This window comes from Streptomyces violaceoruber (assembly GCF_033406955.1).
Classification (GTDB): Bacteria; Actinomycetota; Actinomycetes; order Streptomycetales; family Streptomycetaceae; genus Streptomyces; species Streptomyces violaceoruber.
In genome coordinates this window covers 1,610,590-1,633,043 of sequence record NZ_CP137734.1, presented here as the reverse complement: position 1 = coordinate 1,633,043, position 22,454 = coordinate 1,610,590, and the positions used below count along the sequence as shown (strand labels likewise).

23 protein-coding genes are annotated in these 22,454 nt (G+C 71.4%); 14 read left to right on the top strand and 9 right to left on the bottom strand.

Annotation, left to right across the window (positions count from 1 at the left end):
• Positions 1-63 precede the first annotated feature (63 nt).
• The 3 genes from R2E43_RS07180 to R2E43_RS07170 all read left to right on the top strand — a co-directional run bounded on the left by R2E43_RS07180 (position 64) and on the right by R2E43_RS07170 (position 4,957).
• Complete coding sequence (locus R2E43_RS07180; RefSeq protein WP_319215647.1) at positions 64-2,526, top strand: glycoside hydrolase family 2 protein; 2,463 nt, start codon at positions 64-66, stop codon at positions 2,524-2,526.
• Complete coding sequence (locus R2E43_RS07175; RefSeq protein WP_003972694.1) at positions 2,523-3,551, top strand: LacI family DNA-binding transcriptional regulator; 1,029 nt, start codon at positions 2,523-2,525, stop codon at positions 3,549-3,551. Before R2E43_RS07180 ends, R2E43_RS07175 begins: the two co-directional genes overlap by 4 nt.
• A gap of 251 nt (positions 3,552-3,802) precedes the next feature.
• Positions 3,803-4,957 (top strand): cellulase family glycosylhydrolase, encoded by a 1,155-nt coding sequence (locus R2E43_RS07170; RefSeq protein ID WP_030865343.1) that lies wholly within the window; start codon positions 3,803-3,805, stop codon positions 4,955-4,957.
• Between the two features lie 63 nt (positions 4,958-5,020).
• Here R2E43_RS07170 and R2E43_RS07165 read toward each other — a convergent pair whose 3' ends face one another.
• Both R2E43_RS07165 and R2E43_RS07160 read right to left on the bottom strand, forming a co-directional pair.
• Positions 5,021-5,266, bottom strand: coding sequence for a DUF397 domain-containing protein (locus R2E43_RS07165; RefSeq protein ID WP_059300404.1), 246 nt, complete (start codon positions 5,264-5,266; stop codon positions 5,021-5,023).
• A complete protein-coding gene (locus R2E43_RS07160) occupies positions 5,263-6,105 on the bottom strand; it encodes a helix-turn-helix domain-containing protein (RefSeq protein WP_332056033.1) in 843 nt (280 codons plus the stop codon). The genes R2E43_RS07165 and R2E43_RS07160 overlap by 4 nt, the downstream gene beginning before the upstream one ends.
• Positions 6,106-6,254: 149 nt before the next feature.
• Here R2E43_RS07160 and R2E43_RS07155 point away from each other — a divergent pair, with 149 nt between their 5' ends.
• The gene (locus R2E43_RS07155; protein WP_136208362.1) at positions 6,255-6,737 is read left to right on the top strand and encodes an ATP-binding protein; all 483 of its coding nucleotides are present in this window, start codon (positions 6,255-6,257) and stop codon (positions 6,735-6,737) included.
• Between the two features lie 52 nt (positions 6,738-6,789).
• Complete coding sequence (locus R2E43_RS07150) at positions 6,790-7,455, top strand: maleylpyruvate isomerase family mycothiol-dependent enzyme (protein ID WP_332056032.1); 666 nt, start codon at positions 6,790-6,792, stop codon at positions 7,453-7,455.
• A 225-nt stretch (positions 7,456-7,680) separates the two neighbouring features.
• Here the strand turns inward: R2E43_RS07150 and sigJ are convergent, their stop codons facing one another.
• Together sigJ and R2E43_RS07140 are read right to left on the bottom strand one after the other, a co-directional pair.
• Positions 7,681-8,652, bottom strand: a complete 972-nt coding sequence (sigJ, locus tag R2E43_RS07145; protein ID WP_332056031.1) for an RNA polymerase sigma factor SigJ — start codon at positions 8,650-8,652, stop codon at positions 7,681-7,683.
• Between the two features lie 83 nt (positions 8,653-8,735).
• Positions 8,736-9,470, bottom strand: coding sequence for an SDR family oxidoreductase (locus R2E43_RS07140; RefSeq protein ID WP_030865358.1), 735 nt, complete (start codon positions 9,468-9,470; stop codon positions 8,736-8,738).
• Positions 9,471-9,704: 234 nt separating this feature from the next.
• On the opposite strand from R2E43_RS07140, the gene R2E43_RS07135 reads away from it, so the two are divergent.
• Together R2E43_RS07135 and R2E43_RS07130 are read left to right on the top strand one after the other, a co-directional pair.
• Positions 9,705-10,037 carry a hypothetical protein gene (locus tag R2E43_RS07135; protein ID WP_332056030.1) on the top strand — a complete coding sequence of 111 codons (333 nt, stop codon included), beginning with the start codon at positions 9,705-9,707 and terminating at the stop codon, positions 10,035-10,037.
• A gap of 96 nt (positions 10,038-10,133) precedes the next feature.
• A complete protein-coding gene (locus R2E43_RS07130; RefSeq protein WP_003972685.1) occupies positions 10,134-11,048 on the top strand; it encodes a HipA family kinase in 915 nt (304 codons plus the stop codon).
• A gap of 66 nt (positions 11,049-11,114) precedes the next feature.
• Here R2E43_RS07130 and aceB read toward each other — a convergent pair whose 3' ends face one another.
• Positions 11,115-12,737 (bottom strand): malate synthase A, encoded by a 1,623-nt coding sequence (gene aceB, locus R2E43_RS07125; protein WP_093457286.1) that lies wholly within the window; start codon positions 12,735-12,737, stop codon positions 11,115-11,117.
• A gap of 184 nt (positions 12,738-12,921) precedes the next feature.
• On the bottom strand, positions 12,922-13,545 hold the full coding sequence (locus R2E43_RS07120; protein WP_011030764.1) for a nucleotidyltransferase family protein: 624 nt from the start codon (positions 13,543-13,545) through the stop codon (positions 12,922-12,924).
• Positions 13,546-13,698: 153 nt separating this feature from the next.
• On the opposite strand from R2E43_RS07120, the gene R2E43_RS07115 reads away from it, so the two are divergent.
• Entirely contained in the window at positions 13,699-14,013 is a 315-nt protein-coding gene (locus R2E43_RS07115) for a DUF5955 family protein (protein WP_003972682.1), read from the top strand.
• A gap of 22 nt (positions 14,014-14,035) precedes the next feature.
• Here the strand turns inward: R2E43_RS07115 and allR are convergent, their stop codons facing one another.
• Positions 14,036-14,848, bottom strand: a complete 813-nt coding sequence (gene allR, locus R2E43_RS07110; protein WP_003972681.1) for an allantoin degradation transcriptional regulator AllR — start codon at positions 14,846-14,848, stop codon at positions 14,036-14,038.
• Between the two features lie 255 nt (positions 14,849-15,103).
• On the opposite strand from allR, the gene allB reads away from it, so the two are divergent.
• Entirely contained in the window at positions 15,104-16,441 is a 1,338-nt protein-coding gene (gene allB / locus R2E43_RS07105) for an allantoinase AllB (RefSeq protein ID WP_003972680.1), read from the top strand.
• 64 nt (positions 16,442-16,505) lie between these two features.
• Positions 16,506-17,636 (top strand): allantoicase, encoded by a 1,131-nt coding sequence (alc, locus tag R2E43_RS07100; protein WP_011030765.1) that lies wholly within the window; start codon positions 16,506-16,508, stop codon positions 17,634-17,636.
• 71 nt (positions 17,637-17,707) lie between these two features.
• On the opposite strand, the gene R2E43_RS07095 is transcribed toward alc, so the two are convergent.
• Complete coding sequence (locus tag R2E43_RS07095; protein ID WP_332056029.1) at positions 17,708-18,484, bottom strand: SDR family oxidoreductase; 777 nt, start codon at positions 18,482-18,484, stop codon at positions 17,708-17,710.
• Between the two features lie 124 nt (positions 18,485-18,608).
• On the opposite strand from R2E43_RS07095, the gene R2E43_RS07090 reads away from it, so the two are divergent.
• The gene (locus R2E43_RS07090) at positions 18,609-19,139 is read left to right on the top strand and encodes an MFS transporter (protein WP_240804637.1); all 531 of its coding nucleotides are present in this window, start codon (positions 18,609-18,611) and stop codon (positions 19,137-19,139) included.
• Between the two features lie 88 nt (positions 19,140-19,227).
• On the top strand, positions 19,228-19,785 hold the full coding sequence (locus tag R2E43_RS07085; RefSeq protein ID WP_003972676.1) for an NADPH-dependent FMN reductase: 558 nt from the start codon (positions 19,228-19,230) through the stop codon (positions 19,783-19,785).
• 297 nt (positions 19,786-20,082) lie between these two features.
• On the opposite strand, the gene R2E43_RS07080 is transcribed toward R2E43_RS07085, so the two are convergent.
• Positions 20,083-20,283, bottom strand: a complete 201-nt coding sequence (locus tag R2E43_RS07080; protein WP_003972674.1) for a hypothetical protein — start codon at positions 20,281-20,283, stop codon at positions 20,083-20,085.
• Positions 20,284-20,461: 178 nt separating this feature from the next.
• On the opposite strand from R2E43_RS07080, the gene R2E43_RS07075 reads away from it, so the two are divergent.
• Positions 20,462-21,715 carry a sensor histidine kinase gene (locus R2E43_RS07075; RefSeq protein ID WP_003972673.1) on the top strand — a complete coding sequence of 418 codons (1,254 nt, stop codon included), beginning with the start codon at positions 20,462-20,464 and terminating at the stop codon, positions 21,713-21,715.
• Positions 21,716-21,759: 44 nt separating this feature from the next.
• On the top strand, positions 21,760-22,449 hold the full coding sequence (locus R2E43_RS07070; RefSeq protein WP_332056028.1) for a response regulator transcription factor: 690 nt from the start codon (positions 21,760-21,762) through the stop codon (positions 22,447-22,449).
• Positions 22,450-22,454: the final 5 nt, after the last annotated feature.

Below are 22,454 nucleotides of genomic sequence, written 5' to 3'. Positions count from 1 at the left end.
CCTGGCGTTAGGTTGAGGCGCGTTGCCCACGACACCGAGTCCGTCCCGCCGAAGGAGCCGTACATGAAGGAAGTCGTCCCGCTCGCCGAGGGCTGGAGCCTCCGCCACAGTGATGACCTGCTGCCCGCCCAGGTCCCCGGCTGCGTCCACACCGATCTGCTCACGGCCGGCCTGATCCCGGACCCCTTCCTCGGCGTCAACGAGTCCGACGTGGCCTGGGTCGGACAGCGGGCCTGGACCTACGTCCGCGACCTGCCGGCCACCTGCACCGATACCGCCACCGCCGCGCCCGAGCACGAGCGGACGGACCTGGTCTTCGACGGCCTGGACACCGCCGCGACCATCACCCTGGACGGACGGGAACTGGGCCGCACCCGGAACATGCACCGGCGCCACCGCTTCGACGTCACCGGGCGCCACGGGCTGCTGGAGGTGGACTTCGCCTCCGCGTACGACGAGGCGGCCTCGGTGCGGGCACTGACCGGGGAGCGTCCCAACGTCTACCCGGAGCCCTTCCAGTACATCCGCAAGATGGCGTGCGGCTTCGGCTGGGACTGGGGCCCGACCCTGGTGACCGCCGGCATCTGGCGTCCGGTCCGGCTGGAGCGGTGGTCGACGGCCCGGCTGGCCGGCGTACGCCCGCTGGTGACGGTCCACGGCGGCACCGGCCGCGTCGAGCTGCGGGTGGAGGTCGAGCGGACGGCGCAGGGGACGACCCGCCCGCTCGCCGTGCGCGCCACCGTCGGAAACGGCCTCGCCGAGGCGCGCGGCGCGGTGGAGGGGACGCACGCGGTGCTGACCCTTCAGGTGCCCGACGCCGACCTGTGGTGGCCCCGCGGCTACGGCGACCAGCCCCTGTACGACCTGGAACTCGCGCTCGTCGAAGAAGCCGCCGGTCCCGGTGGCGAAGAGCGCTCCCTCGACACCTGGCACCGGCGGATCGGCTTCCGGACCGTGGAAGTGGACCGCTCGGCGGACTCGCACGGCACCGGATTCACCCTCGTCGTCAACGGCGAACGCGTCTTCGCACGCGGCGTGAACTGGATCCCCGACGACGTCTTCCCGTCCAGGATCACCCCGGAGCGCTACCGCACCCGGCTGCGTCAGACGGCCGACGCGGGCGTGGACCTGGTACGGATTTGGGGCGGCGGCATCTACGAGGACGACGCCTTCTACGACGCCTGCGACGAACTGGGCCTCATGGTCTGGCAGGACTTCCTCTTCGCCTGCGCCGCCTACCCGGAGGAGCAGCCGCTGCGCGGTGAGGTCGAGGCCGAGGCCCGCGACAACGTTGTCCGGCTCATGCCGCACCCTTCACTCGTCCTGTGGAACGGCAACAACGAGAACCTCTGGGGCTTCCGCGACTGGGACTGGGAGCCCGAGCTGCGCGGCGACTCCTGGGGCGGCGGCTACTACCTGGACCTGCTCCCGCGGATCGTCGCCGAACTCGACCCCACCCGCCCCTACACCGCGGGCAGCCCCTGGTCCGGCTCCTGGGACCACCACCCCAACGACCCGGCCCACGGCACGTACCACTCCTGGGAGGTCTGGAACCGCCGCGACTACGCCGAGTACCGCGACTCGGTGCCCCGGTTCGTGTCGGAGTTCGGCTGGCAGGCGCCGCCCGCGATGGCGACCCTGCGGCGCGCGCTGCCCGGCGAACGGCTGGCGCCCGACTCGCCCGGCATGCTGCACCACCAGAAGGCCGAGGACGGCAACGGCAAGCTCAACCGCGGTGTGGAACGCCACTTCGCACTGCCCGAGGGCGACTTCGACCGCTGGCACTACCTCACCCAGGTCGTGCAGGCCCGCGCGATCGCCACCGGGATCGAGCACTGGCGCTCACACTGGCCGGTCTGCGCGGGCACCGTCGTCTGGCAGATCAACGACTGCTGGCCGGTCAGCTCCTGGTCGGCCATCGACGGCGACGGCCGGCTCAAGCCGCTCTACCACGAGCTGCGCCGGGTCTACGCGGACCGGCTCCTCACGGTGCAGCCGGGTGACGGCCACGGGGGCCCGCCCGTGCTCGCCGTCGTCAACCAGTCCGCCGAACCCTGGCAGGCCCGCGTGACCCTGCGCCGCCTGCGCGCGGACGGCACCGAGGCGGCCGGGCGCGCGATCGACGTGACCGTGCCCGCCCGTTCGGTGCACCGGCGGACCGTGCCGCAGGAACTGGCCCCCGCCCCTCGGTCGGCCAAGGAGTTCCTCGTCGCCGACAGCGAGGATCTGCGCAGCGTGCACTTCTGCGTGACGGACCGGGACTTCGCCTACCCGGTACCGCACTACGACGTGGCCGTGGAGTCCCCGGTGGGATCCGGTACCGGTAATGTCGAGGTCGTGGTAACCGCACACACCCTCGTACGCGACCTCCTCCTCCAGGCCGACCGACTCGGGCCGGACGCGGTCTGCGACACCGGACTGCGCACCCTGCTCCCCGGCGAGCGGCTGCGCCTGCGGGTCACGGGCGCGGCCGAGACCGGGGCCAACGCCGTACGGGCGGCTCTGTTCTGCGTGGAACCGGCGTGAGTACACCGTCCGTCCGCGTGACCATCAAGGACGTCGCCGCGGCCGCCGGTGTGTCCAAGGGCGCCGTGTCCCTGGCCTTCAACGACAAGCCGGGCGTCTCCGACGCCACCCGCGAACGGATCTTCGCGGTGGCCCGGCAGCTGGGCTGGGCCCCGAACTCCTCGGCCCGCAGCCTGTCGCGCCAGTCCGTCGACACCGTGGGGCTGGCGATCTGCCGCCCCGCGCGGCTGCTGGGCCTCGAGCCGTTCTACATGGAGTTCGTCTCGGGCATCGAGAGCGTGCTGGCCGAACGCGACTGCTCGCTGCTGCTGCGCCTGGTCGGCTCCCTGGAAGAGGAGATCGGGCTCCAGGAACGCTGGTGGCGGGAGCGGCAGGTGGGGGGCTCGATCCTGGTCGACTTCCACCAGGAGGATCCCCGGATCGGCCCGCTCGGGCGGATCGGCCTGCCCGCCGTGGCGGTCGGCCACCCGTCCCTCACCGGCGGGTTCCCGTCGGTGTGGACGGACGACGCCGCCGCCGTCGCGGAGGCGGTGCGCTACCTGGCGGTGCTGGGACACCGGCGCATCGCGCACGTGGGCGGTCCCCGGGGGCTCGGGCACAGCGCGATCCGGACGACGGCGTTCGAACGGACCCTGAGCGAACTCGGGCTCGACCGCGGGCCGCACGTCGAGACGGGCTTCTCGGGCGAGGACGGCGCGCGCGCCACCCGCTCCCTGCTGCTGTCCGCCGAGCGGCCCACGGCGATCCTCTACGACAACGACATCATGGCCGTCGCCGGACTCGGCGTCGCCGCCGAGATGGGCGTCTCCGTGCCGGACGACCTGTCGCTGCTCGCCTGGGACGACTCCCAGTTGTGCCGGCTGACCCATCCGACGCTGTCGGCGATGAGTCACGACGTGCACGGCTTCGGCGCGCAGGTGACGCGGGTGCTGTTCGACGTGCTGGCGGGCAAGGACGTGACGTCCCGGCCGGTGGCGACTCCGTCACTGGTGCCGCGGGCGTCGACGGCGTCGCCGCGTTCGTAGCGGCGGAACGGCCACCGGGAGGGGCGCGGCATCATGTCGCGCCCCTTCTTTTTGCTAAACCGCTAAACGCGCTGACCAGAGTGTGAAGCCCGCGTATCCAGGTCGTTCACCTGCGTCAACTGCCCCTGCATGACGGATTGACAGGCTTGCCAGGTGTCCCTACGGTCCCTATCGGTTAACCGGTAAATGTCCGCCCCGGGGTGCGGGACAACGTTGTCAGGTGCATGCTCGCCCGCCATCGAAGGAGACACATGCGTAAGCCAAGAAGCACGCTGATCACGACCGCGGGGATGGCGTTCGCCGCCGTTCTGGGCCTGCTGTTCGCACTCGCCGGTCCTTCCGCCGGAAGGGCGGAGGCCGCGGCCGGTGGCATCCACGTCAGCAACGGACGTGTCGTCGAGGGCAACGGCAGCGTGTTCGTCATGCGCGGGGTCAACCACGCCTACACCTGGTATCCCGACCGCACCGGCTCCATCGCCGACATCGCGGCCAAGGGAGCCAACACCGTCCGCGTCGTGCTCAGCAGTGGCGGCCGCTGGACGAAGACGAGCGCGTCCGAGGTCTCGGCGCTCATCGGCCAGTGCAAGGCCAACAAGGTCATCTGCGTCCTTGAGGTGCACGACACCACCGGCTACGGCGAGGACGGCGCCGCGACCAGCCTGGACCAGGCGGCCGACTACTGGGTCAGTGTGAAGAGCGCGCTGGAGGGCCAGGAGGACTACGTCGTCGTCAACATCGGCAACGAACCCTTCGGCAACACCAACTACACCGCGTGGACCGACGCGACCAAGTCGGCCATCGGCAAGCTCCGCGGCGCCGGCCTCGACCACGCCCTGATGGTCGACGCGCCCAACTGGGGCCAGGACTGGTCCGGCACGATGCGGTCCAACGCGGCCTCGGTCTTCGCCTCCGACCCCGACCGCAACACCGTCTTCTCCGTCCACATGTACGGGGTCTACGACACCGCCGCCGAGGTGCGGGACTACCTGAACGCCTTCGTCGGCAGCGGACTGCCCATCGTCGTCGGTGAGTTCGGCGACCAGCACAGTGACGGCAACCCCGACGAGGACGCCATCATGGCGACGGCCCAGTCCCTCGGCGTCGGCTACCTCGGCTGGTCCTGGAGCGGCAACGGCGGCGGCGTCGAGTACCTCGACATGGTCAACGGCTTCGACCCGAACTCGCTGACGAGCTGGGGCAACCGCATCTTCTACGGCAGCAACGGCATCGCCGCGACGTCCAGGACGGCCACCGTGTACGGCGGTGGCGGCGGCAGCACGGGCGGCACCGCGCCCAACGGTTACCCGTACTGCGTGAACGGCGGTGCGTCCGACCCGGACGGTGACGGGTGGGGCTGGGAGAACAGCCGGTCCTGCGTCGTCCGGGGCAGCGCGGCGGACCACTGACCCGACCGACGGCGACGCCCCACCCTGGGGTTCCGGGGCGGGGCGTTTCCAGTGGGCGGCCGGTCAGCGGTCGGTCGTGTACGTGAGGAAGCGGGTCCACGCCGTGGGGGAGACGGTGAGCTGGTCCCCGTCCCGGACCTTGGAATCACGGACGTGCACGGTGTCAGGGCAGGAGGCCACCTCGACGCAGTCGCCGTCACTCCCGCTGCTGTAGCTGGACTTGTGCCACGTCATCGCCACTTCGACGCAGTCGTCGCCTTGGGAGCCGCTGTAACTGCTCTTGAACCAGGCCAGGTCGGACGTGTTCATAGCGCTCCTCGCATTCGCCTCAACAGGCCCACGGAGTCCTCGGGGGTCAGGGCCTGTGAACGCATCTTGGCATAGCGCTGGTGAAGTCGGCTGATCTCCTTGCGATCAGTGATCAACCGCCCGTTCTCCTGTCCCTCTGAGTAACCGAACCACTGGTTGTCCGGCGTCTCCGCCAACCGCATCGGGCCGTCCAGCCCTGCATGCACCGGCTGCCGCAGCGGCATCAGTTGCAGCTCCACGTTCCAGTGGCGCTCGATCACGCCCAGCAGGTGGTCGTACAGCTCGCGCGTCACCTCCTCGCCACCGGTGCCGCGCTCCAGGACCGCCTGCTCCACAATGAAGCTGAACGCCGTCGGAGGGGTCCGGCTCGTCGCGAGGAGTTCGTGCCGGGCCATGCGCGCCGTGATCCGGTCGTTCATCTCCTGCTCGGCGGGCAGCGGCGGCACGCTGAACGACACCGCCCGCGCGTACCCCTCCGTCTGCAACAACCCCGGCACCACCCGGCATTCATAGGTATACAGACTCACCGCCTCCGCCTCGAACCGCGTCCACTGCCGGAACCAGCTGGCCAGCCCTGGTTGCCGCGACAGGTGCCGTGCCGCACCTCGCAGCGCGCCGAACGCGTCGAGGGCTGCCTCCGCGCGCTCCACGAAGTCCACCGGAGGGAACCGTCGCCCCTGCTCGATGGAGGCCACCGTCGGCACCGAGTACCGCACTTGTGGCGCGAACTCCTCCTGGGTCAGTCCCGCCCGTTTGCGGAAGGCCTTGACGACCTCGCCGAACGCCTTGAGGCTGTCCGACGCCTCCGGTTCACCCGCGCCGCCCGTACCGTCCGTCATCCGGGACACCTCCCACCCGTCACGCCCACTCAACGGGCCCATGGTCACGGACGGTTACTCCTACTGTCCACCGTCCGCACCCGTACGCTCACCGTGCGTACCGGTCGCGGATCTGGTGGGACGGCGTCATCCCAGGTGGGATGGGTGGCATGAGACCAGCCTCCACTCCCCGACTCCCGGTCACCGCGCGTGTGTTCGTCCAGCGGTTCAGCTCCACCCCGCGCGGCGCCCGCCTGGCCCGGCATCTCGTCGTGCACCGACTGGACGCGTGGGGCGTCCCGTACGGCTCGGCTCTGTCCGACACGGCGGCGCTGCTCGTCGCGGAGCTGGCGGCGAACGCCGTGACGCACGGGCGGGTGCCGGGGCGGGACATCGAGGTGCTGCTGCGGCTGGACGCGTACACGCTGCGGATCGACGTCTCCGACAGCCGGGGTGAGCGCCGCCCGACGGTCACGATGGTCACGGCGGCCCCGGAGGCCGAGCACGGGCGGGGGCTGCTGCTCGTGGAGGCGCTGGCGGACCGGTGGGGCGTGCTGGACCGCGTACCCGTCGGCAAGACGGTCCGCGCGGAACTGGATCTGCTGCCCCGCGACCAGAGATCCCGCACGGCCGATGACTTCGCGCGGGAATGAGAGTCTCCTTCACGACCCCGGTCCGTGAGATGACGACAGGAGACCTTCCCGCATGACTGATCCGGAGCTGACCGCGGAACGTGGCCAAGGGACGGGCGTCTGGCCCTTGATCCGTACGGAGCGGGCGGCGCTGGCCGCCGATCTCGCGGAGCTGACCGGCGAGCAGTGGGCGACGCCGTCGCTGTGCGCCGGCCTGACGGTGCGCGAGGTGCTGGCGCATCTCACGGCGGGCGCGAGCCTCAACACCGTGCGCTGGTTCGCGGGCGTGATCCGCTGCCGGTTCGACTTCGACAAGCAGGTGGCCGTGCGGCTGGCCGAGCAGCTGGGCGCGGATCCGGCCGAGACGCTCGCCCGGTTCCGGCGCGTCGTGCCGAGCACCACCAAGCCGCCCCTGCCCGCCATCGCCATGCTGGGCGAGACGCTGGTGCACGGTGAGGACATCCGGCGTCCGCTGGGCATCCGCCACGACTACCCGGTCGACGTCGTCACGCGCGTGGCCGAGTATTACCGGGGCTCGGACCTCGTGGTCGTCGCCAAGAAGCGCGTCGGGGGGCTGAGACTGGCCGCGGACGACGGGCCCTTCACGACCGGCTCCGGGCCTGTCGTGTCCGGCCCCACCATGGCCCTGGTGATGGCCATGACCGGACGCGAGTCGTACTGCGACGACCTCGAAGGGGACGGTGTGGAACTCCTCCGCGACCGCTGCCGGACGGCGTGAACGCGTCCCCGCTCGGCTGGGAGCTGCTTTGGCGACCATGTGCGGAGCCGGATGGGTAAAGGCCGCAGCGGTTGCGTTTCTTGTACCGCTCTTCGTCGAAGCCGGGTGGACGTCCGCCGTGACACCGTTTGGCTGCGTGCGCGGCCTGCCCCGGCCGGACTTCGCAACGCGGATCTTCTCCAGCACCGGCCTGCCTGGCTTGGGTAGGTCGTCAGTCTGAGACGATCAGCAGTCGAGTGGCCAGTTCGTCAGCTTCATTGGATTCAGCATGAGCCACACGTTCGTGACGCATTCACCACTGACGTCAAATGTGACCATTCCGTATCGGCGCTCTTCGTCTCGAAGAATGTATCCGAGACCGTCAGCTGTTTCGCGTCGTTCAAGGCGGAGGCCGGGCTGTTTGCGCATGACTCCCTGGAACCACCGGGCTACGTGATTCGACCCGTGGATGACCTGAGGTGCGGCATTGACGAAGCCACCGCCGTCTACTCGTAGTTCGACGTCTGGAGCCAACACGCGGAGCAGGTCCTCGATGTCCCCTCCGACAGTTGCGTCACGGAAAGCCCGAACGACCTCATCGTGCTGGTGGGGAGAAACCCGTGCGCGTCTTCCTCGTCGAACGTGGCGGCGTGCGGACGTCGCCAATTGTCTTGTTGCTGCCGCTGAACGACCTACGACGCCAGCGATCTCGCCGAACGGGACGCCGAACACGTCATGCAGCACGAACGTCACTCGCTCCGCTGGGGTCATGGCCTCGAGAACCGTCAGCAGTGCCATGCTGACGGCATCATCGAGGGTGACGCGATCGAGTGGATCAGCAGCAGAACTACCGGAGTTCAGTGGCACCTTCGCTGTGTCGGCAAAAAGGTCGGCCGGAACGGGCTCCGGTAGCCATTGCCCGACGTACATCTCCCGTCGTGCCCGCGCGGAACCCAGCAAGTCGAGTGAGATGCGGCTGGCGACTCGCATCAGCCATGCTGCGGGCACGGCAATGCTGTCGCGTTCCTCGGGCTCAAGGCGGTACCACCTGACATATGTCTCTTGTACGACATCCTCGGCATCGGCCAGGGTGCCCATCATGCGAAAGGCCAGCGACAGCAGGCGATGTCGCTCTGCCATGACTGAATCGAGAGCTGTTGATTCATCACCCTCGGCTCCTCCGAACTCGGCGGATTCCGCAGGAGTGTCTTCCGGCATGGGGGCACCCTTTCCCATTGGAGTGCAGCGCGCCCAGCCCATTGCCTGGCGCTCAGGCGTCCCTCCTCCATTCACTATCGCATTCAGGCGGTGGGGATCCCTGTAATCGGGTACCGCACAGTGCCTGTCCGGTACGCGCCGCGCGGAACCATGACGTCGGGTGCCCCTTCCGCGTCCACGGTCACCACCTCACGATCGTCTCCGCGGTCAGCCAGAGTGGCACGGAAGAGGTCGTCGTGGTAAAAGCGGTCGGGTCCGGCGATCTCGACCTCGCTTCCCGGTTCCAGCGTCGTGGCGGCCTCGGCGAGCAGCTCGATGACTTCGTCCAGCTCGACGGGCTGGACGAATGACCTTGGAGCAATAACCTTGCCGTCCACGGTGTGCTGGTCGATGAGGACAGGAATGTAGCTCTGGAACTGGGTGGCCCGAATGATGGTGGCGGGGATCGAAGCGGATCGCACGGCCTTTTCCTGCGCCACCTTGCCGAGGTAGTACCCGACCTCAGACGCGTCCCCTTGCCCAACGCCGACGATGGAGAGCACGATGTGATGACGCACGCCTGCCCGCTCTCCCTCCGCAGTCAGGTTGTTGATCGCTCCCTCGAAGAACGAGATTGCCCCCTCCGCATCAAAGCGGGGGGTGTTGAGGACATTGACGATGGTGTCGACTCCGGCGAGAGCCTCGGTCAGCCCCTTGCCCGAGATGACGTCGATCCCGTCCTCAAGCCCTCCCGAGACCACCTCGATGCCCTTGGCCTCCAGGTTGTCAGCAAGGAGGGACCCCACGCGGCCGCGCCCACCAGCGATGAAAACCTTCATTTTCCGTACTCCGTTCCGGGGCACCAGTCGCTGCCCTCAGCAACATGACGACGCAGGCCGGAAGAATGTGAGGTTGCGACGGCAGAGTCTCCTCGCCCGCCTGATGGAGGTGTGCAGACGACCGGGCGACCGACTGGCTCGAGCCCGCCAGAGCAGTAGCCGCTCGCTCCGGCAAGCGCGGCTACGGCTTCCTCCGGATCGCGACCGCCGAAGCCCCGTCATCTGGCTCCGTGCATGATCGGCCGGGCACGTCATCGTTACCGAAACGGTCATGAGGTCTGCGGCTGCCGTCCGCGGAGCTGTTCGGTCAGCCGCTCGACCGGCCCGGGCGAGGACACGGTCCGCGAGCGCTACCTCGCGGCCTTCGCGCGCGTCCTGCCCGGCCTTTCCCCGGGGGAGCTGCGGTTCCGGATGCGGGGGATCCTCGCCGTGACGGCCGTCGACCGCCTCGAGGTCCACCAGCAGCCCTCCCCGGGCTGCGCGTCCCCGGCAGCGGACGAGGCGGCCCAGCGATGGGCGATCACGTTCCTGACGGCAGCGATGAGTGCGCCACCGACCCGGACCTGACGACCCAGGACAGACGCCGGCGGCGGGGGAGCGAGTGGGCCCGGGACGGCGCGTGCGCGTTCCGCGCCCGGGCGCGCGCGTCCATATGCTCGTCCCATGCTCACCGAAGTCACCGCCACCCGCTACATCGAGCCCCTGCACTCCGGCGGCTCCGTGCCCGCCGTGGTCGAGGCCGACGATCTCGGCACCTACGTCCTGAAGTTCACCGGCTCCGCGCAGGGCCGCAAGGCGCTGGTCGCCGAGGTGGTCGTCGGGGAGCTGGCGCGGGAGCTGGGGCTGCGGGTGCCGGAGCTGGTGCTCGCGCACTTCGACCCGGCGATCGCGGAGGCCGAGCCGCACCAGGAGGTGCGGGAGCTGCTGCACGCCAGCGCGGGGCTCAACCTCGGCATGGACTACCTGTCGGGCGGCGCCGACTTCACGCCCGAGCTGGCCGAGGTGTTTCCGGTGGACGCGCGGGAGGCCGGGCGGGTCGTCTGGCTGGACGCCCTCACCGTGAACGTCGACCGGACGGTGCACAGCTCCAACCTGATGGTCTGGCCCACCCGCGGCACCGTGCCCCCGCGCCTGTGGCTGATCGACCACGGCGCGGCCCTCGTCTTCCACCACCGCTGGGGCGCCTCCCCGCCCGAGAAGGCGTACGACTTCCGGCACCACGCCCTCGGCCACTACGCGCCCGACCTCCCGGCCGCCGACGCCGAGCTGGCGCCGAAGGTGACGCGGGAGCTGCTGCGCGAGGTGGTGGGGCGGGTGCCCGAGTCCTGGCTGACCTGCGAAGGTGACCTCGACACGCCGGAGAAGGTGCGCGCCGCCTACGTGGACTACCTGCACGCGCGCGTACAGGCCTCCCGGCAGTGGCTGCCCACCGGATTCCCGAGCCGCGAGGAACTCGCCGCCGAGAACGCCGCCCGCGCGGCGCGCACCCAGCGGGGGCGGCCCGACTGGCTGAAGCGCGTCCCCGACCTGCACGGCAAGCCGCCCGCCGAGCAGGACTGGTCGGTCCACCTCGGCTGACACACGCCCGCGCCCCCGGTGCCGTGCTGCGGCACCGGGGGCGCGGACCAGGGAGCGTGTGCGGCGTCAGCCCTTGAGCTGCTCGTACGCCGGCAGCGTCAGGAAGTCGGCGTAGTCCTCGTCGAGCGACACCGTGAGCAGCAGGTCGTGGGCCTGCTGCCAGTTGCCGGCCGCGAAGGCCTCGTCGCCGATCTCGGCGCGGATGCCCGCCAGCTCCTCGGCGGCGACCTTGCGGGCCAGGTCGGCGGTGACCTGCTCGCCGTTGTCCAGGACGACCTCCGCGTTGATCCACTGCCAGATCTGCGAGCGGGAGATCTCGGCGGTGGCCGCGTCCTCCATCAGGTTGAAGATGGCGACCGCGCCGAGGCCGCGCAGCCACGCCTCGATGTAACGGATGCCGACCTGGACGGCGTTGACCAGACCGGCGTACGTCGGCTTGGCCTCCAGGGAGTCGACGGCGATCAGGTCGGCCGCCTTGACGTCGACGTCCTCGCGCAGCCGGTCCTTCTGGTTGGGCTTGTCGCCGAGCACCTTGTCGAAGGACTCCATGGCGATCGGGACCAGGTCCGGGTGGGCGACCCAGGAGCCGTCGAAGCCGTCACCGGCCTCGCGGTCCTTGTCGGCGCGGACCTTCTCGAAGGCGACCTTGTTGACCTCGGCGTCCCGGCGGGACGGGATGAACGCCGCCATGCCGCCGATCGCGTGCGCGCCCCGCTTGTGGCAGGTGCGGACGAGAAGTTCGGTGTACGCCCGCATGAACGGGGCGGTCATCGTCACCGCGTTGCGGTCCGGCAGGACGAACTTCGCGCCGCCGTCACGGAAGTTCTTGACGATGGAGAACAGGTAGTCCCAGCGCCCCGCGTTCAGCCCGGAGGCGTGGTCGCGCAGCTCGTAGAGGATCTCCTCCATCTCGTACGCGGCCGTGATCGTCTCGATCAGGACGGTGGCGCGGACGGTGCCCTGCGGGATGCCGACGTAGTCCTGCGCGAAGACGAACACCTCGTTCCAGAGGCGGGCCTCCAGGTGCGACTCCGTCTTCGGAAGGTAGAAGTACGGGCCCTTGCCGAGGTCCAGCAGACGCTGCGCGTTGTGGAAGAAGTACAGGCCGAAGTCGACCAGGGCGCCGGGGACCGGGCGGCCGTCGACCTGGAGGTGGCGCTCGTCGAGGTGCCAGCCGCGCGGGCGCATGACGACCGTCGCCAGTTCGGCGTCCGGGCGCAGGGCGTAGGACTTGCCGGTGCGCTCGTCGGTGAAGTCGATGCTGCGGGTGTAGGCGGAGGCCAGGTTGAGCTGGCCGAGGACCACGTTCTCCCAGGTCGGCGCGGAGGCGTCCTCGAAGTCCGCGAGCCACACCTTCGCGCCCGAGTTGAGCGCGTTGATGGTCATCTTGCGGTCGGTGGGGCCGGTGATCTCGACCCGGCGGTCGTTCAGCGCGGCCGGGGCGGGGGCCACCTTCCAGGAGTCGTCCGCGCGGATCGCGGCGGTCTCCGGGAGGAAGTCGAGCGTGGAGGTGCGGGCGATCTCGGCGCGGCGCTCCGCTCGGCGGGCGAGGAGCTCGTCACGCCGGGGCGTGAACCGCCGGTGCAGCTCGGCCACGAAGGCGAGCGCCGCATCGGTGAGGACCTCCTCCTGCCGGGGCAGGGGCTCGGCGTCGACGATGGCCAGCGTGGACGGCGCTGGTGCGGACATGAGCTGTCACTTCCTTCAGCGGTGGCACCGGGTGCCAGAGGGTGCGTATGGGGCATTACGCACTCGCCGTGCAGCGGAGTGCTTCTGGTCAGTGGATAGTAGTTTCCTCATCGTGGAACTTCAATGGTTTGTTGATGTCGAGATTCTCCGGGTCGAGGCAAGGTGGCGCTCGGTGCCACCTCGCTCACTCAAGGTGGACCAGGTCCGCCTCGGTGTCGATGTCGTACGGCCGTGCCACGTCCCCGCACTCGACGAGGGCGATCTCCGCCTCGTGTTCCCTCAGATAGGCGCGGGCACCCCGGTCCCCGGAGGCGGTCGCCGCGACGCCCGCCCAGTGCGCGGCGCCGAGCAGTACGGGATGCCCGCGCACGCCCGCGTACGCCGCCGAGGCCAACGACGTCTCGTCCCGGAACCGGGCGCGCACCCGGGCCGTCGCCGCCGCCCCGATGCCGGGCTGGTCCACCAGGCAGACCAGCGCGGCCCGCGCCCCGGTCGCCGCCAGTGAGCCGAGCCCGGCGCGCAGCGACGACCCCATGCCCTGCTCCCAGTCGGGGTTGTCCACGAGGGTGCAGCCGTCGAGCGCGGCCCGCGCGCGCACGTCCGCGGCGCGCGCCCCCAGAACGACGTGCACGCGGGCGCAGCCGGCCGTGCGGAGCACTTCGACCGCGTGTTCGACGAGTGGGTGTCCGCGATGTTCGAGCAGTGCCTTGGGGCGGCCGCCGAGCCGCCTGCCGCCTCCGGCGGCCAGCAGCAGCCCCGCCACCCGGTCGCCCACCTGGTCTTCTGCCGGGGTCTCGTTGTCGGTCATGGCTCCTGCATACCTGACCGACCGCCAAACGCTCCCGCGTGCAGGGGATTTCCGGAGACTTTCCGGAGGCTGAATTTCGGTCCGCGCGGTGGCGCGTGCGGTGCGCGGTGGCGTTTACTGACCCGCGCACAACGGAGTGCTAGGGGGAGGGCTGTGTTGCGGAGCTTGGGGCAGAGGCACGTGACCGTCGGCGACGAGGACGTGAGGGTGGTGGCGTTGCGGACCGCGGTGTCGCGGTTGCGCCGCCGGCTCGCGCTGCTGCCCGCCGACTTCCCGGACCGCCAGATCGCGGAGGACGAGCTGGCCGACCTCGCGGCGATGGTGGGTCACGGCGTCCCCGAGGTGCCGCGACTGCGCCGCTCCCTGCTGCTGATAGCGGGCGCGATCGGCTCCGTCAGCGCCCTCGCACCGGGACTGACGGAGGTCCGTCGCGCCGTGGAACTCTTCGGGGACCCGCCGCGCCGCTGAGCCCCGTGACGGGAGGGCCGCCTCAGGCGGCCGGGTTGCCGTTCGAGCCGTTCGAGGTGAGCAGGGCCTCGGACAGCTCCGCCGCCACCTGCTGGAGCAGGGGTACGATCCGGTCGGTCGCGGCCTCGGTGACGCGGCCCGCGGGGCCGGAGATCGAGATGGCCGCGGCGGTGGGGGAGTCCGGCACCGGGACGGCCAGGCACCGGACGCCGATCTCCTGCTCGTTGTCGTCGATCGCGTAGCCCTGGCGCCGCACGTCCTCGAGCGCCGCGATGAAGCCGTCCGGCGTGGTGATGGTCTTGTCGGTCGCGGCCGGCATGCCGGTACGGCCCAGCAGGGCCCGCACCTCGTCTGCCGGGAAGCTCGCGAGCAGCGCCTTGCCGACACCCGTGGAGTGCGGCAGGACGCGCCGCCCGACCTCGGTGAACATGCGCATGGAGTGCTTGGACGGCACCTGGGCGACGTACACGATCTCGTCCCCGTCGAGCAGGGCCATGTTCGCCGTCTCGCCGGTCTCCTCGACCAGGCGGGCCAGGTGCGGGCGGGCCCAGGTGCCCAGCAGCCGGGAGGCGGACTCGCCCAGGCGGATCAGGCGGGGGCCGAGCGCATAGCGGCGGTTGGGCTGCTGGCGTACGTATCCGCAGGCCACGAGCGTGCGCATCAGGCGGTGGATGGTCGGCAGCGGCAGCCCGCTGCTGGCGGAGAGCTCGCTCAGCCCGACCTCGCCCCCCGCGTCCGCCATCCGTTCGAGCAGGTCGAAGGCGCGCTCCAGGGACTGGACGCCACCGGTGGCGGACCTGGCGGAGTCGGTGGTGCTGGCGCTGGACGTCGGCACGGCACGTTCCTTTCGGGGCTGGCGGGAGGAAAGAAGCGTACCCGGCACCCGGTTGACTACCGGCTTGTACGTAGCTACGTTCTGCTTGCTGGAATTCTAATTCCGCTTTGTGGAAACGTCCAGAGCGGGGTCATTGGGCATGCCGTCACAAAGGGTGCCTCTTGACGGCCTCGGAGTGGGAGTGAAGACTCCTTCAACAGAACGTTGAAATTCGACGGCAGAGGCAGACACGTACAGGCAGAGAAGGGGATCCGGGTGTCCGAAGCTGAACTGGTGCTGCGCTCGACGCGCGTCATCACTCCCGAGGGGACCCGCGCCGCGTCCGTCGCGGTCACCGGGGAGAAGATCACGGCCGTGCTGCCGTACGACGCCCCCGTCCCGGCGGGCGCCCGGCTCGAGGACGTGGGCGACCACGTCGTCCTGCCCGGCCTGGTCGACACCCATGTGCACGTGAACGACCCCGGGCGCACCGAGTGGGAGGGCTTCTGGACCGCCACCCGTGCCGCGGCCGCCGGCGGCATCACCACCCTCGTCGACATGCCGCTCAACTCCATTCCGCCGACCACCACGGTCGACAACCTGCGCACCAAGCGCGAGGTGGCCGCCGACAAGGCCCACATCGACGTCGGCTTCTGGGGCGGCGCCCTGCCGGACAACGTCAAGGACCTGCGCCCGCTGCACGAGGCCGGGGTCTTCGGCTTCAAGGCCTTCCTGTCGCCGTCCGGCGTGGACGAGTTCCCGCACCTCGACCAGGAGCAGCTCGCCCGGTCGCTGGCGGAGATCGCCGCCTTCGACGGCCTGCTGATCGTGCACGCCGAGGACCCGCACCACCTGGCCGCCGCCCCGCAGCAGGGCGGCCCCAAGTACACCCACTTCCTCGCCAGCCGCCCGCGCGACGCCGAGGACACCGCGATCGCGACCCTGCTCGCGCAGGCCAAGCGGTTCAACGCGCGGGTGCACGTGCTGCACCTGTCCTCCAGCGACGCCCTGCCGCTGATCGCCGAGGCCCGCGCCGACGGCGTGCGGGTGACGGTCGAGACCTGCCCGCACTACCTCACGCTCACCGCCGAGGAAGTGCCGGACGGCGCCAGCGAGTTCAAGTGCTGCCCGCCGATCCGCGAGGCCGCCAACCAGGACCTGCTCTGGCAGGCGCTGGCGGACGGCACGATCGACTGCGTCGTCACCGACCACTCCCCGTCCACCGCCGACCTCAAGACCGACGACTTCGCCACCGCCTGGGGCGGCATCGCCGGACTCCAGCTCAGCCTGCCGGCCATGTGGACCGCGGCGCGCGGGCGGGGCCTCGGCCTGGAGGACGTCGTGCGCTGGATGTCGGAGCGCACGGCCGCCCTGGTGGGGCTGGACGCGCGCAAGGGCGCCATCGCCCCGGGCCACGACGCGGACTTCGCCGTGCTGGCCCCGGACGAGACCTTCACCGTCGACCCGGCCGCCCTCCAGCACCGCAACCGCGTCACCGCGTACGCGGGCAAGACCCTGTACGGCGTCGTGAAGTCCACCTGGCTGCGCGGCGAGCGCATCGTGGCGGACGGCGCGTTCACCGACCCGAAGGGACAGCTCCTCGACCGGGCCTGACGCGCCCGGACACTCCCTGAACCCAGTACCCCCCGAACAGCCCCGAAAGGAACACCTGATCACCGTGACGGCCCAGCAGAACACCTCGTTGGCCAGCTTCACCGGCGACGCCCAGCCCTACGGAGGCGGCGACCCGTACGCGGACTACCGCACCGCCGACCTCCCCTTCACCCAGTACGCCAACCTTGCCGACCGGCAGCTCGGCGCGGGTGTCGTCGCCGCCAACGACGAGTTCTTCGCCCAGCGCGAGAACCTGCTGGTGCCCGAGCCCGCCGAGTTCGACCCCGAGCACTTCGGGCACAAGGGCAAGGTCATGGACGGCTGGGAGACCCGCCGGCGCCGCGGCGTCTCGGCCGAGCAGCCCTGGCCCACCGAGGAGGACCACGACTGGGCGCTGATCCGCCTCGGCGCCCCCGGCGTGATCCGCGGCATCGTCGTCGACACCGCCCACTTCCGCGGCAACTACCCGCAGGCCGTCTCCGTCGAGGGCGCCTCGGTCGCGGGCTCCCCCTCCCCGGAGGAACTGCTCGCGGACGACGTGAAGTGGACGACCCTCGTCCCGCGCACCCCGGTCGGCGGCCACGCGGCCAACGGCTTCGCCGTCTCGGCCGAGCAGCGCTTCACCCACCTGCGCCTCAAGCAGCACCCCGACGGCGGCATCGCCCGCCTGCGGGTGTACGGCGAGGTCGTCGCGGACCCCGCCTGGCTCGCCGCCCTCGGTACCTTCGACGTGGTGGCCCTGGAGAACGGCGGCCAGGTCGAGGACGCCTCCAACCTCTTCTACTCCCCGGCCACCAACACCATCCAGCCGGGCCGCTCCCGCAAGATGGACGACGGCTGGGAGACCCGCCGCCGCCGCGACAAGGGCAACGACTGGATCCAGTACCGCCTGGTGGACCGCTCGCAGATCCGCGCGATCGAGATCGACACGGCGTACCTGAAGGGCAACAGCGCCGGCTGGGCCTCCGTCTCCGTCAAGGACGGCGAGGCGGGCGAGTGGCGCGAGGTGCTCCCGCGCACCCGGATGCAGCCCGACACCAACCACCGCTTCGTCCTGCCGGAGGCGGCCGTCGGCACCCACGCGCGCGTGGACATCTTCCCCGACGGCGGCATCTCCCGGCTGCGCCTGTTCGGCTCCCTGACCGAGGACGGCGCGGCCCGCCTCGCCGCCCGCCACCAGGAACTGGGCGGCTGACCCGCCGCACACCGACCCGCGGGGCGCACCGGCAGGACAGCACCGGTGCGCCCCGCGTACGCGCGGGACGGCTACGCCGCGTGGCCGCCGTCGACCGCGAACTCCGCGCCCGTGACGTACGTGGCGGTCGCCAGGTACGCCACCGTCGACGCCACCTCGTCGGCCGTGCCGAAGCGGCCCAGCGCGGTCAGGGCCGCCTGTCCGTCCGCGTAGGGGCCGTCCGCCGGGTTCATGTCGGTGTCGATCGGCCCCGGGTGCACGATGTTCGCCGTGATCCCGCGCGGGCCCAGTTCCCGGGCCAGCGCCTTGGTCAGCCCGATCAGCGCCGACTTGCTCGTCGCGTACAGCGTCCCGCCGGGCCCCGGCACCCGCTGGGTCATACAGGTGCCGACGGTGATGATCCGCCCGCCCTCGGTCATGCGGGCCGCGGCCGCCTGCGAGGCCAGGAAGACGCCGCGGACGTTCACCGCCAGCAGCCGGTCGACGTCGGCGGGGGAGAGGCTCTCCAGCGGGCCGAGCAGGCCCAGGCCCACGTTGTTGACCAGCACGTCCAGGCCGCCGCCGAGCGCCGTGGCGGCCCGCTCGACCGCCCCCGCCGCCTCGCCCGCGTCGGCGGAGTCGGCCCGCAGGGCGACCGCCCGGCGCCCCAGCGCCCCGACGGCCCGTACGACGTCCTCGGCCGCGTCCTTGCCGTTCACGTAGGTGAGGGCCACGTCCGCGCCCTCCCGGGCCAGCCGCAGGACGGTCGCCGCGCCGATGCCCCGGCTGCCACCGGTCACGAGGGCGGTACGGCCGGCCAGGGGAGCGGTGGTGGGGGCGAGTGGGTTGGGGTGCGTGTTCGTGTTCATGGGTCCATCCCAGCCCGGCCGCCGTACCCGTGCTGGCGGTGAACGGACGTCGACCTGAGCGGTGCGCCGCCGGATCGTCTGCCAGACGGCCGCGACGGCCGGCCCGTCGCCGAGGCCCTCGTCGGTGGCTACCGCCGTGGTCTCCCTGGCGCTCTCGCCCAGGCTGAACCTCCGCTTCGGCTCCCGCAACGTCCTGCTCGCCGGGCTGCTGCTGATCGCGGGCGCTCTGGTGCTGGCGGGCCGCGCACCCGTCGAGGCCGAGTACTGGATCGACGTCCTGCCCATGATGGTGCTGCTCGGCGGCGGCGCCGGTCTGTCGATGCCCGCGGTGATGACCCTGGCCATGTCGGGGGCCACGCCCCAGGACGCGGGCCTGGTCTCCGCGCTGGCCGGCACCACCGGCATGGTCGGCGGCTCACTGGGCCTCGCCGTCTGGACGGCGCTCGCCGCCGGCCGCACAACGGACCTGCTGGCCGACGGCCGGGCCCCGCTCGAAGCGCTCAACGGCGGCTTCCACTACGTCTTCTACCTGTCGGCGGGCGTGGTCGTGGTCTCCGCGGTCGTCGCCTTCCTGATGCTGCGCACCCCCGTCGCCCCCGCCGGGCCGCCGCCCGCGCCCGCCACCACCGACGAACCGGCCGCCAGCGCGGGCTGATCCACCGCACCGAGCTGCTACCCCCCTCTTCTTCTCCTTCACGCCTCCCGCCAACCGTGGGTCAGGCATGTCCTCGAAAGGTACGACCATGACCGAAGTCGCCATCGTCATCGGTTCCACCCGCCCCGGGCGCGTCGGCGAAGCCGTCGCGCGCTGGGTCCACGAACTCGCCGCCAAGCGGGGCGACGCCGAGTTCGAGCTGGTCGACCTCAAGGACTACGACCTGCCGCACCTCGACGAGATGATGCCGGCCGCCATGGGGCAGTACAGCCAGCCGCACACGCGGGCCTGGGCGGAGAAGGTCGCGGGCTTCGACGCCTTCGTCTTCGTCACCCCCGAGTACAACCACTCCACCACCGGCGCCCTGAAGAACGCCATCGACTTCCTGCACGCCGAGTGGCACAACAAGGCCGCCGGCTTCGTCAGTTACGGCAGCAACGGCGGCGTGCGCGCCGTGGAGCACCTGCGCCTCGTCCTCGGCGAGCTCCAGGTGGCGGACGTCCAGGCCCAGGTCGCGCTCTCCGTGTTCACCGACTTCGAGCACTTCACCGCCTTCAAGCCCGGTGAGCACCACGAGGCCACCCTGAACACGATGCTCGCCCAGGTCGTCGCCTGGGGCGAGGCGCTCGCTCCGCTCCGCACGTAGTCAGGCTCTCCCCGTCCCTCCCCGCCGACGAGTCCAGGACATGCGGGCGGCATGCGCGCGAGGCCGGCGGCGCGGTCCGGGCCGCCGACGAGAGCGAGGCGTACACGAAGCGGGCGGCCTGAGCGGCAAAGCCGTCGTCGAGGAGACAGCGTGGTCAACGCGACCCGCTACCAGGCGTTCTTCCGGCTCGACGAGGCCGTCGAGGGCATCGGTCGCACAGGGGAGTGAGAACCGGCCGCAGCGCTTCGCCCCGAGCGAGCCGCACGTCGCCCGCGCGGAGTCCGCCTGCCGCCGGACTCACCCGGAATCGCGGCTCTCGGCGGCGGCGAACAGCGCACCGCCGAGAGCCAGCAGCGCGACGCTCGCGTAGACCTCGTAGCCGTCCAGGAAACCGATCCGCCGCACCAGTCCCAGGTTCCAGTCGGTGAATTCGTGCACCAGGCCCATCACGCCCTGGAGTACGGCGAGCAGACCCAGGAACTCCAGCAATTGCTTCATGATCCCGACTCTCGCCCTGCGGTGCCCGCACCCGCATCGGCCGCGGGGCGAGGCCTGCCCGACCGAAGGCTTCTTCGCGCGCCGGCCGCGCGCCGAAAGTCGCCGCCCGTGCGACTTTGGTCGACGGTCCCGCGCGACCGGCCGTTCCCGGCGTCAGCCCTGCGTAGATTTGTCGACTGTGAACAGTAGTGACGAGCGGACCACGGTGCCCCCGGCCTTCGCGAAACGGCGCTGGGTACTGCCGGCGGCGCTGGTCGAGGACCTGTACCCGCAACCCCGGCGGCCCGGCGGCCGGCCCCGGCGCACCGCACGCGACTGGGCCGTCGACTTCGCCTGCTTCCTGCTCGCGGTCACCATCGGCCTGCTGGCCGCCGACGCGCTGGACCAGGAGCCGGGCCTCTCACCCGCCATGGCCGTCGCGGACCAGCTGATCGGCGCCCTGGCCTGTGCCGCCGTCTGGCTCCGGCGGCGGTGGCCGGTCGGGCTGGCCGTGGCCATGGTGCCCGTCTCCCTGGTCTCGGCCACCGCGGGCGGCGCCGTCCTCGCCGCCCTGTTCACGCTCGCCGTGCACCGGCCCTTCCGGTACACGGCCTGGATCGGCGGCGCGAGTCTCGCCGTGACGCCGCTCTACTACTGGATGCGCCCGGAGCCCGGCCTGCCCTTCCTGGCGTCCCTCGTCATCGCCGTCCTGCTCGCGGTCACCGTGCTCGGCTGGGGCCTGCTCGTCCGCTCCAAGCGCCAGCTCCTGCTCAGCCTGCGCGACCGGGCCCGGCACGCCGAGGCCGAGGCGCGGCTGCGGGCCGAGCAGGCGCAGCGGCTGGCCCGCGAGGCCATCGCCCGCGAGATGCACGACGTACTCGCCCACCGGCTGACGCTGCTCAGCGTGCACGCGGGCGCCCTGGAGTTCCGGCCCGACGCACCCCGGGCGGAGGTCGCGCGGGCGGCGGGCGTCATCCGGGAGAGCGCGCACGAGGCCCTCCAGGACCTGCGGCAGATCATCGGCGTGCTGCGGGCGGCGGACTCCGACGACGCGGGCCGTCCCCAGCCCACGCTCGCGGCGCTCGACGCGCTGGTCGCCGAGTCCCGCGAGGCCGGCATGAAGGTCACCCTCGCGGAGCGCGTGCCCGACCCCGACGCCGTCCCCGCCGCCGTCGGCCGCACCGCGTACCGCATCGCCCAGGAGGCGCTGACCAACGCGCGCAAGCACGCGCCCGGCACCGAGGTCACCGTCCGGGTCACCGGGGCACCGGGCGACGGACTCGCCGTGTCGGTGCGCAACGCCCCGCCCCGGGGCGAGGTGCCCCCCGTGCCCGGTTCGGGTCAGGGGCTGATCGGGCTGACCGAGCGGGCGACGCTCGCGGGCGGCACCCTGGAGCACGGGCCGACTCCCGGGGGCGGCTTCGAAGTACGGGCGAGGCTGCCGTGGGGCTGAGCCACCCCCAAGCGGCCGGTGGCGACCGTGATTACGTAGGACGCATGACTGCGATCAGACTGCTCCTCGTCGACGACGACCCGCTGGTGCGGGCCGGGCTGTCCCTCATGCTGGGCGGTGCCGAGGACGTGGAGATCGTCGGCGAGGCCGCCGACGGTGACGAGGTCGTGGCGCTCGTCGACCGCACCCGCCCGGACGTCGTCCTCATGGACATCCGGATGCCGGGGACGGACGGACTCACGGCGACCGAACGGCTGCGGAGCCGCCCGGACGCGCCCCAGGTCGTCGTGCTCACCACCTTCCACGCCGACGAACAGGTGCTGCGGGCCCTGCGCGCCGGAGCCGCCGGGTTCGTCCTCAAGGACACGCCGCCCGCGGAGATCCTCCGCGCGGTGCGCAGGGTCGCGGCCGGCGACCCCGTCCTGTCGCCCGCCGTGACCCGACGGCTGATGGAACAGGCGGCCGGTACCGCCCCCGACGCACGTCACGCGCGCCGCACGCGCGCGCGTGCCCGCGTGGACACCCTCAGCGACCGCGAGCGCGAGGTCGCCGTCGCGGTCGGCCGCGGCATGGCCAACGCCGACATCGCGTCCCACCTCTTCATGAGCGTCGCCACGGTCAAGGCCCACGTCTCCCGCATCCTGGCCGGGCTCGACCTCGACAACCGGGTCCAGATCGCCCTGCTGGCGTACGACGCGGGGCTCCTCGACGGCTACCACGACGACACGCCTTAAGGCCG

What these genes read in the sequence shown, in the direction of transcription:
- R2E43_RS07180 (WP_319215647.1), top strand. Translation starts at nt 64, where the DNA reads ATGAAGGAAGTCGTCCCGCTCGCCGAGGGCTGGAGCCTCCGCCACAGT.
- R2E43_RS07130 (WP_003972685.1), top strand. Translation starts at nt 10,134, where the DNA reads ATGCTCACCGAAGTCACCGCCACCCGCTACATCGAGCCCCTGCACTCC.
- R2E43_RS07085 (WP_003972676.1), top strand. Translation starts at nt 19,228, where the DNA reads ATGACCGAAGTCGCCATCGTCATCGGTTCCACCCGCCCCGGGCGCGTC.
- R2E43_RS07155 (WP_136208362.1), top strand. Translation starts at nt 6,255, where the DNA reads ATGAGACCAGCCTCCACTCCCCGACTCCCGGTCACCGCGCGTGTGTTC.
- R2E43_RS07135 (WP_332056030.1), top strand. Translation starts at nt 9,705, where the DNA reads ATGATCGGCCGGGCACGTCATCGTTACCGAAACGGTCATGAGGTCTGC.
- R2E43_RS07140 (WP_030865358.1), bottom strand. Translation starts at nt 9,470, where the DNA reads ATGAAGGTTTTCATCGCTGGTGGGCGCGGCCGCGTGGGGTCCCTCCTT.
- R2E43_RS07170 (WP_030865343.1), top strand. Translation starts at nt 3,803, where the DNA reads ATGCGTAAGCCAAGAAGCACGCTGATCACGACCGCGGGGATGGCGTTC.
- R2E43_RS07160 (WP_332056033.1), bottom strand. Translation starts at nt 6,105, where the DNA reads ATGACGGACGGTACGGGCGGCGCGGGTGAACCGGAGGCGTCGGACAGC.
- R2E43_RS07165 (WP_059300404.1), bottom strand. Translation starts at nt 5,266, where the DNA reads ATGAACACGTCCGACCTGGCCTGGTTCAAGAGCAGTTACAGCGGCTCC.
- R2E43_RS07070 (WP_332056028.1), top strand. Translation starts at nt 21,760, where the DNA reads ATGACTGCGATCAGACTGCTCCTCGTCGACGACGACCCGCTGGTGCGG.
- aceB (WP_093457286.1), bottom strand. Translation starts at nt 12,737, where the DNA reads ATGTCCGCACCAGCGCCGTCCACGCTGGCCATCGTCGACGCCGAGCCC.
- sigJ (WP_332056031.1), bottom strand. Translation starts at nt 8,652, where the DNA reads ATGCCGGAAGACACTCCTGCGGAATCCGCCGAGTTCGGAGGAGCCGAG.
- R2E43_RS07095 (WP_332056029.1), bottom strand. Translation starts at nt 18,484, where the DNA reads ATGAACACGAACACGCACCCCAACCCACTCGCCCCCACCACCGCTCCC.
- R2E43_RS07080 (WP_003972674.1), bottom strand. Translation starts at nt 20,283, where the DNA reads ATGAAGCAATTGCTGGAGTTCCTGGGTCTGCTCGCCGTACTCCAGGGC.
- R2E43_RS07150 (WP_332056032.1), top strand. Translation starts at nt 6,790, where the DNA reads ATGACTGATCCGGAGCTGACCGCGGAACGTGGCCAAGGGACGGGCGTC.
- R2E43_RS07120 (WP_011030764.1), bottom strand. Translation starts at nt 13,545, where the DNA reads ATGACCGACAACGAGACCCCGGCAGAAGACCAGGTGGGCGACCGGGTG.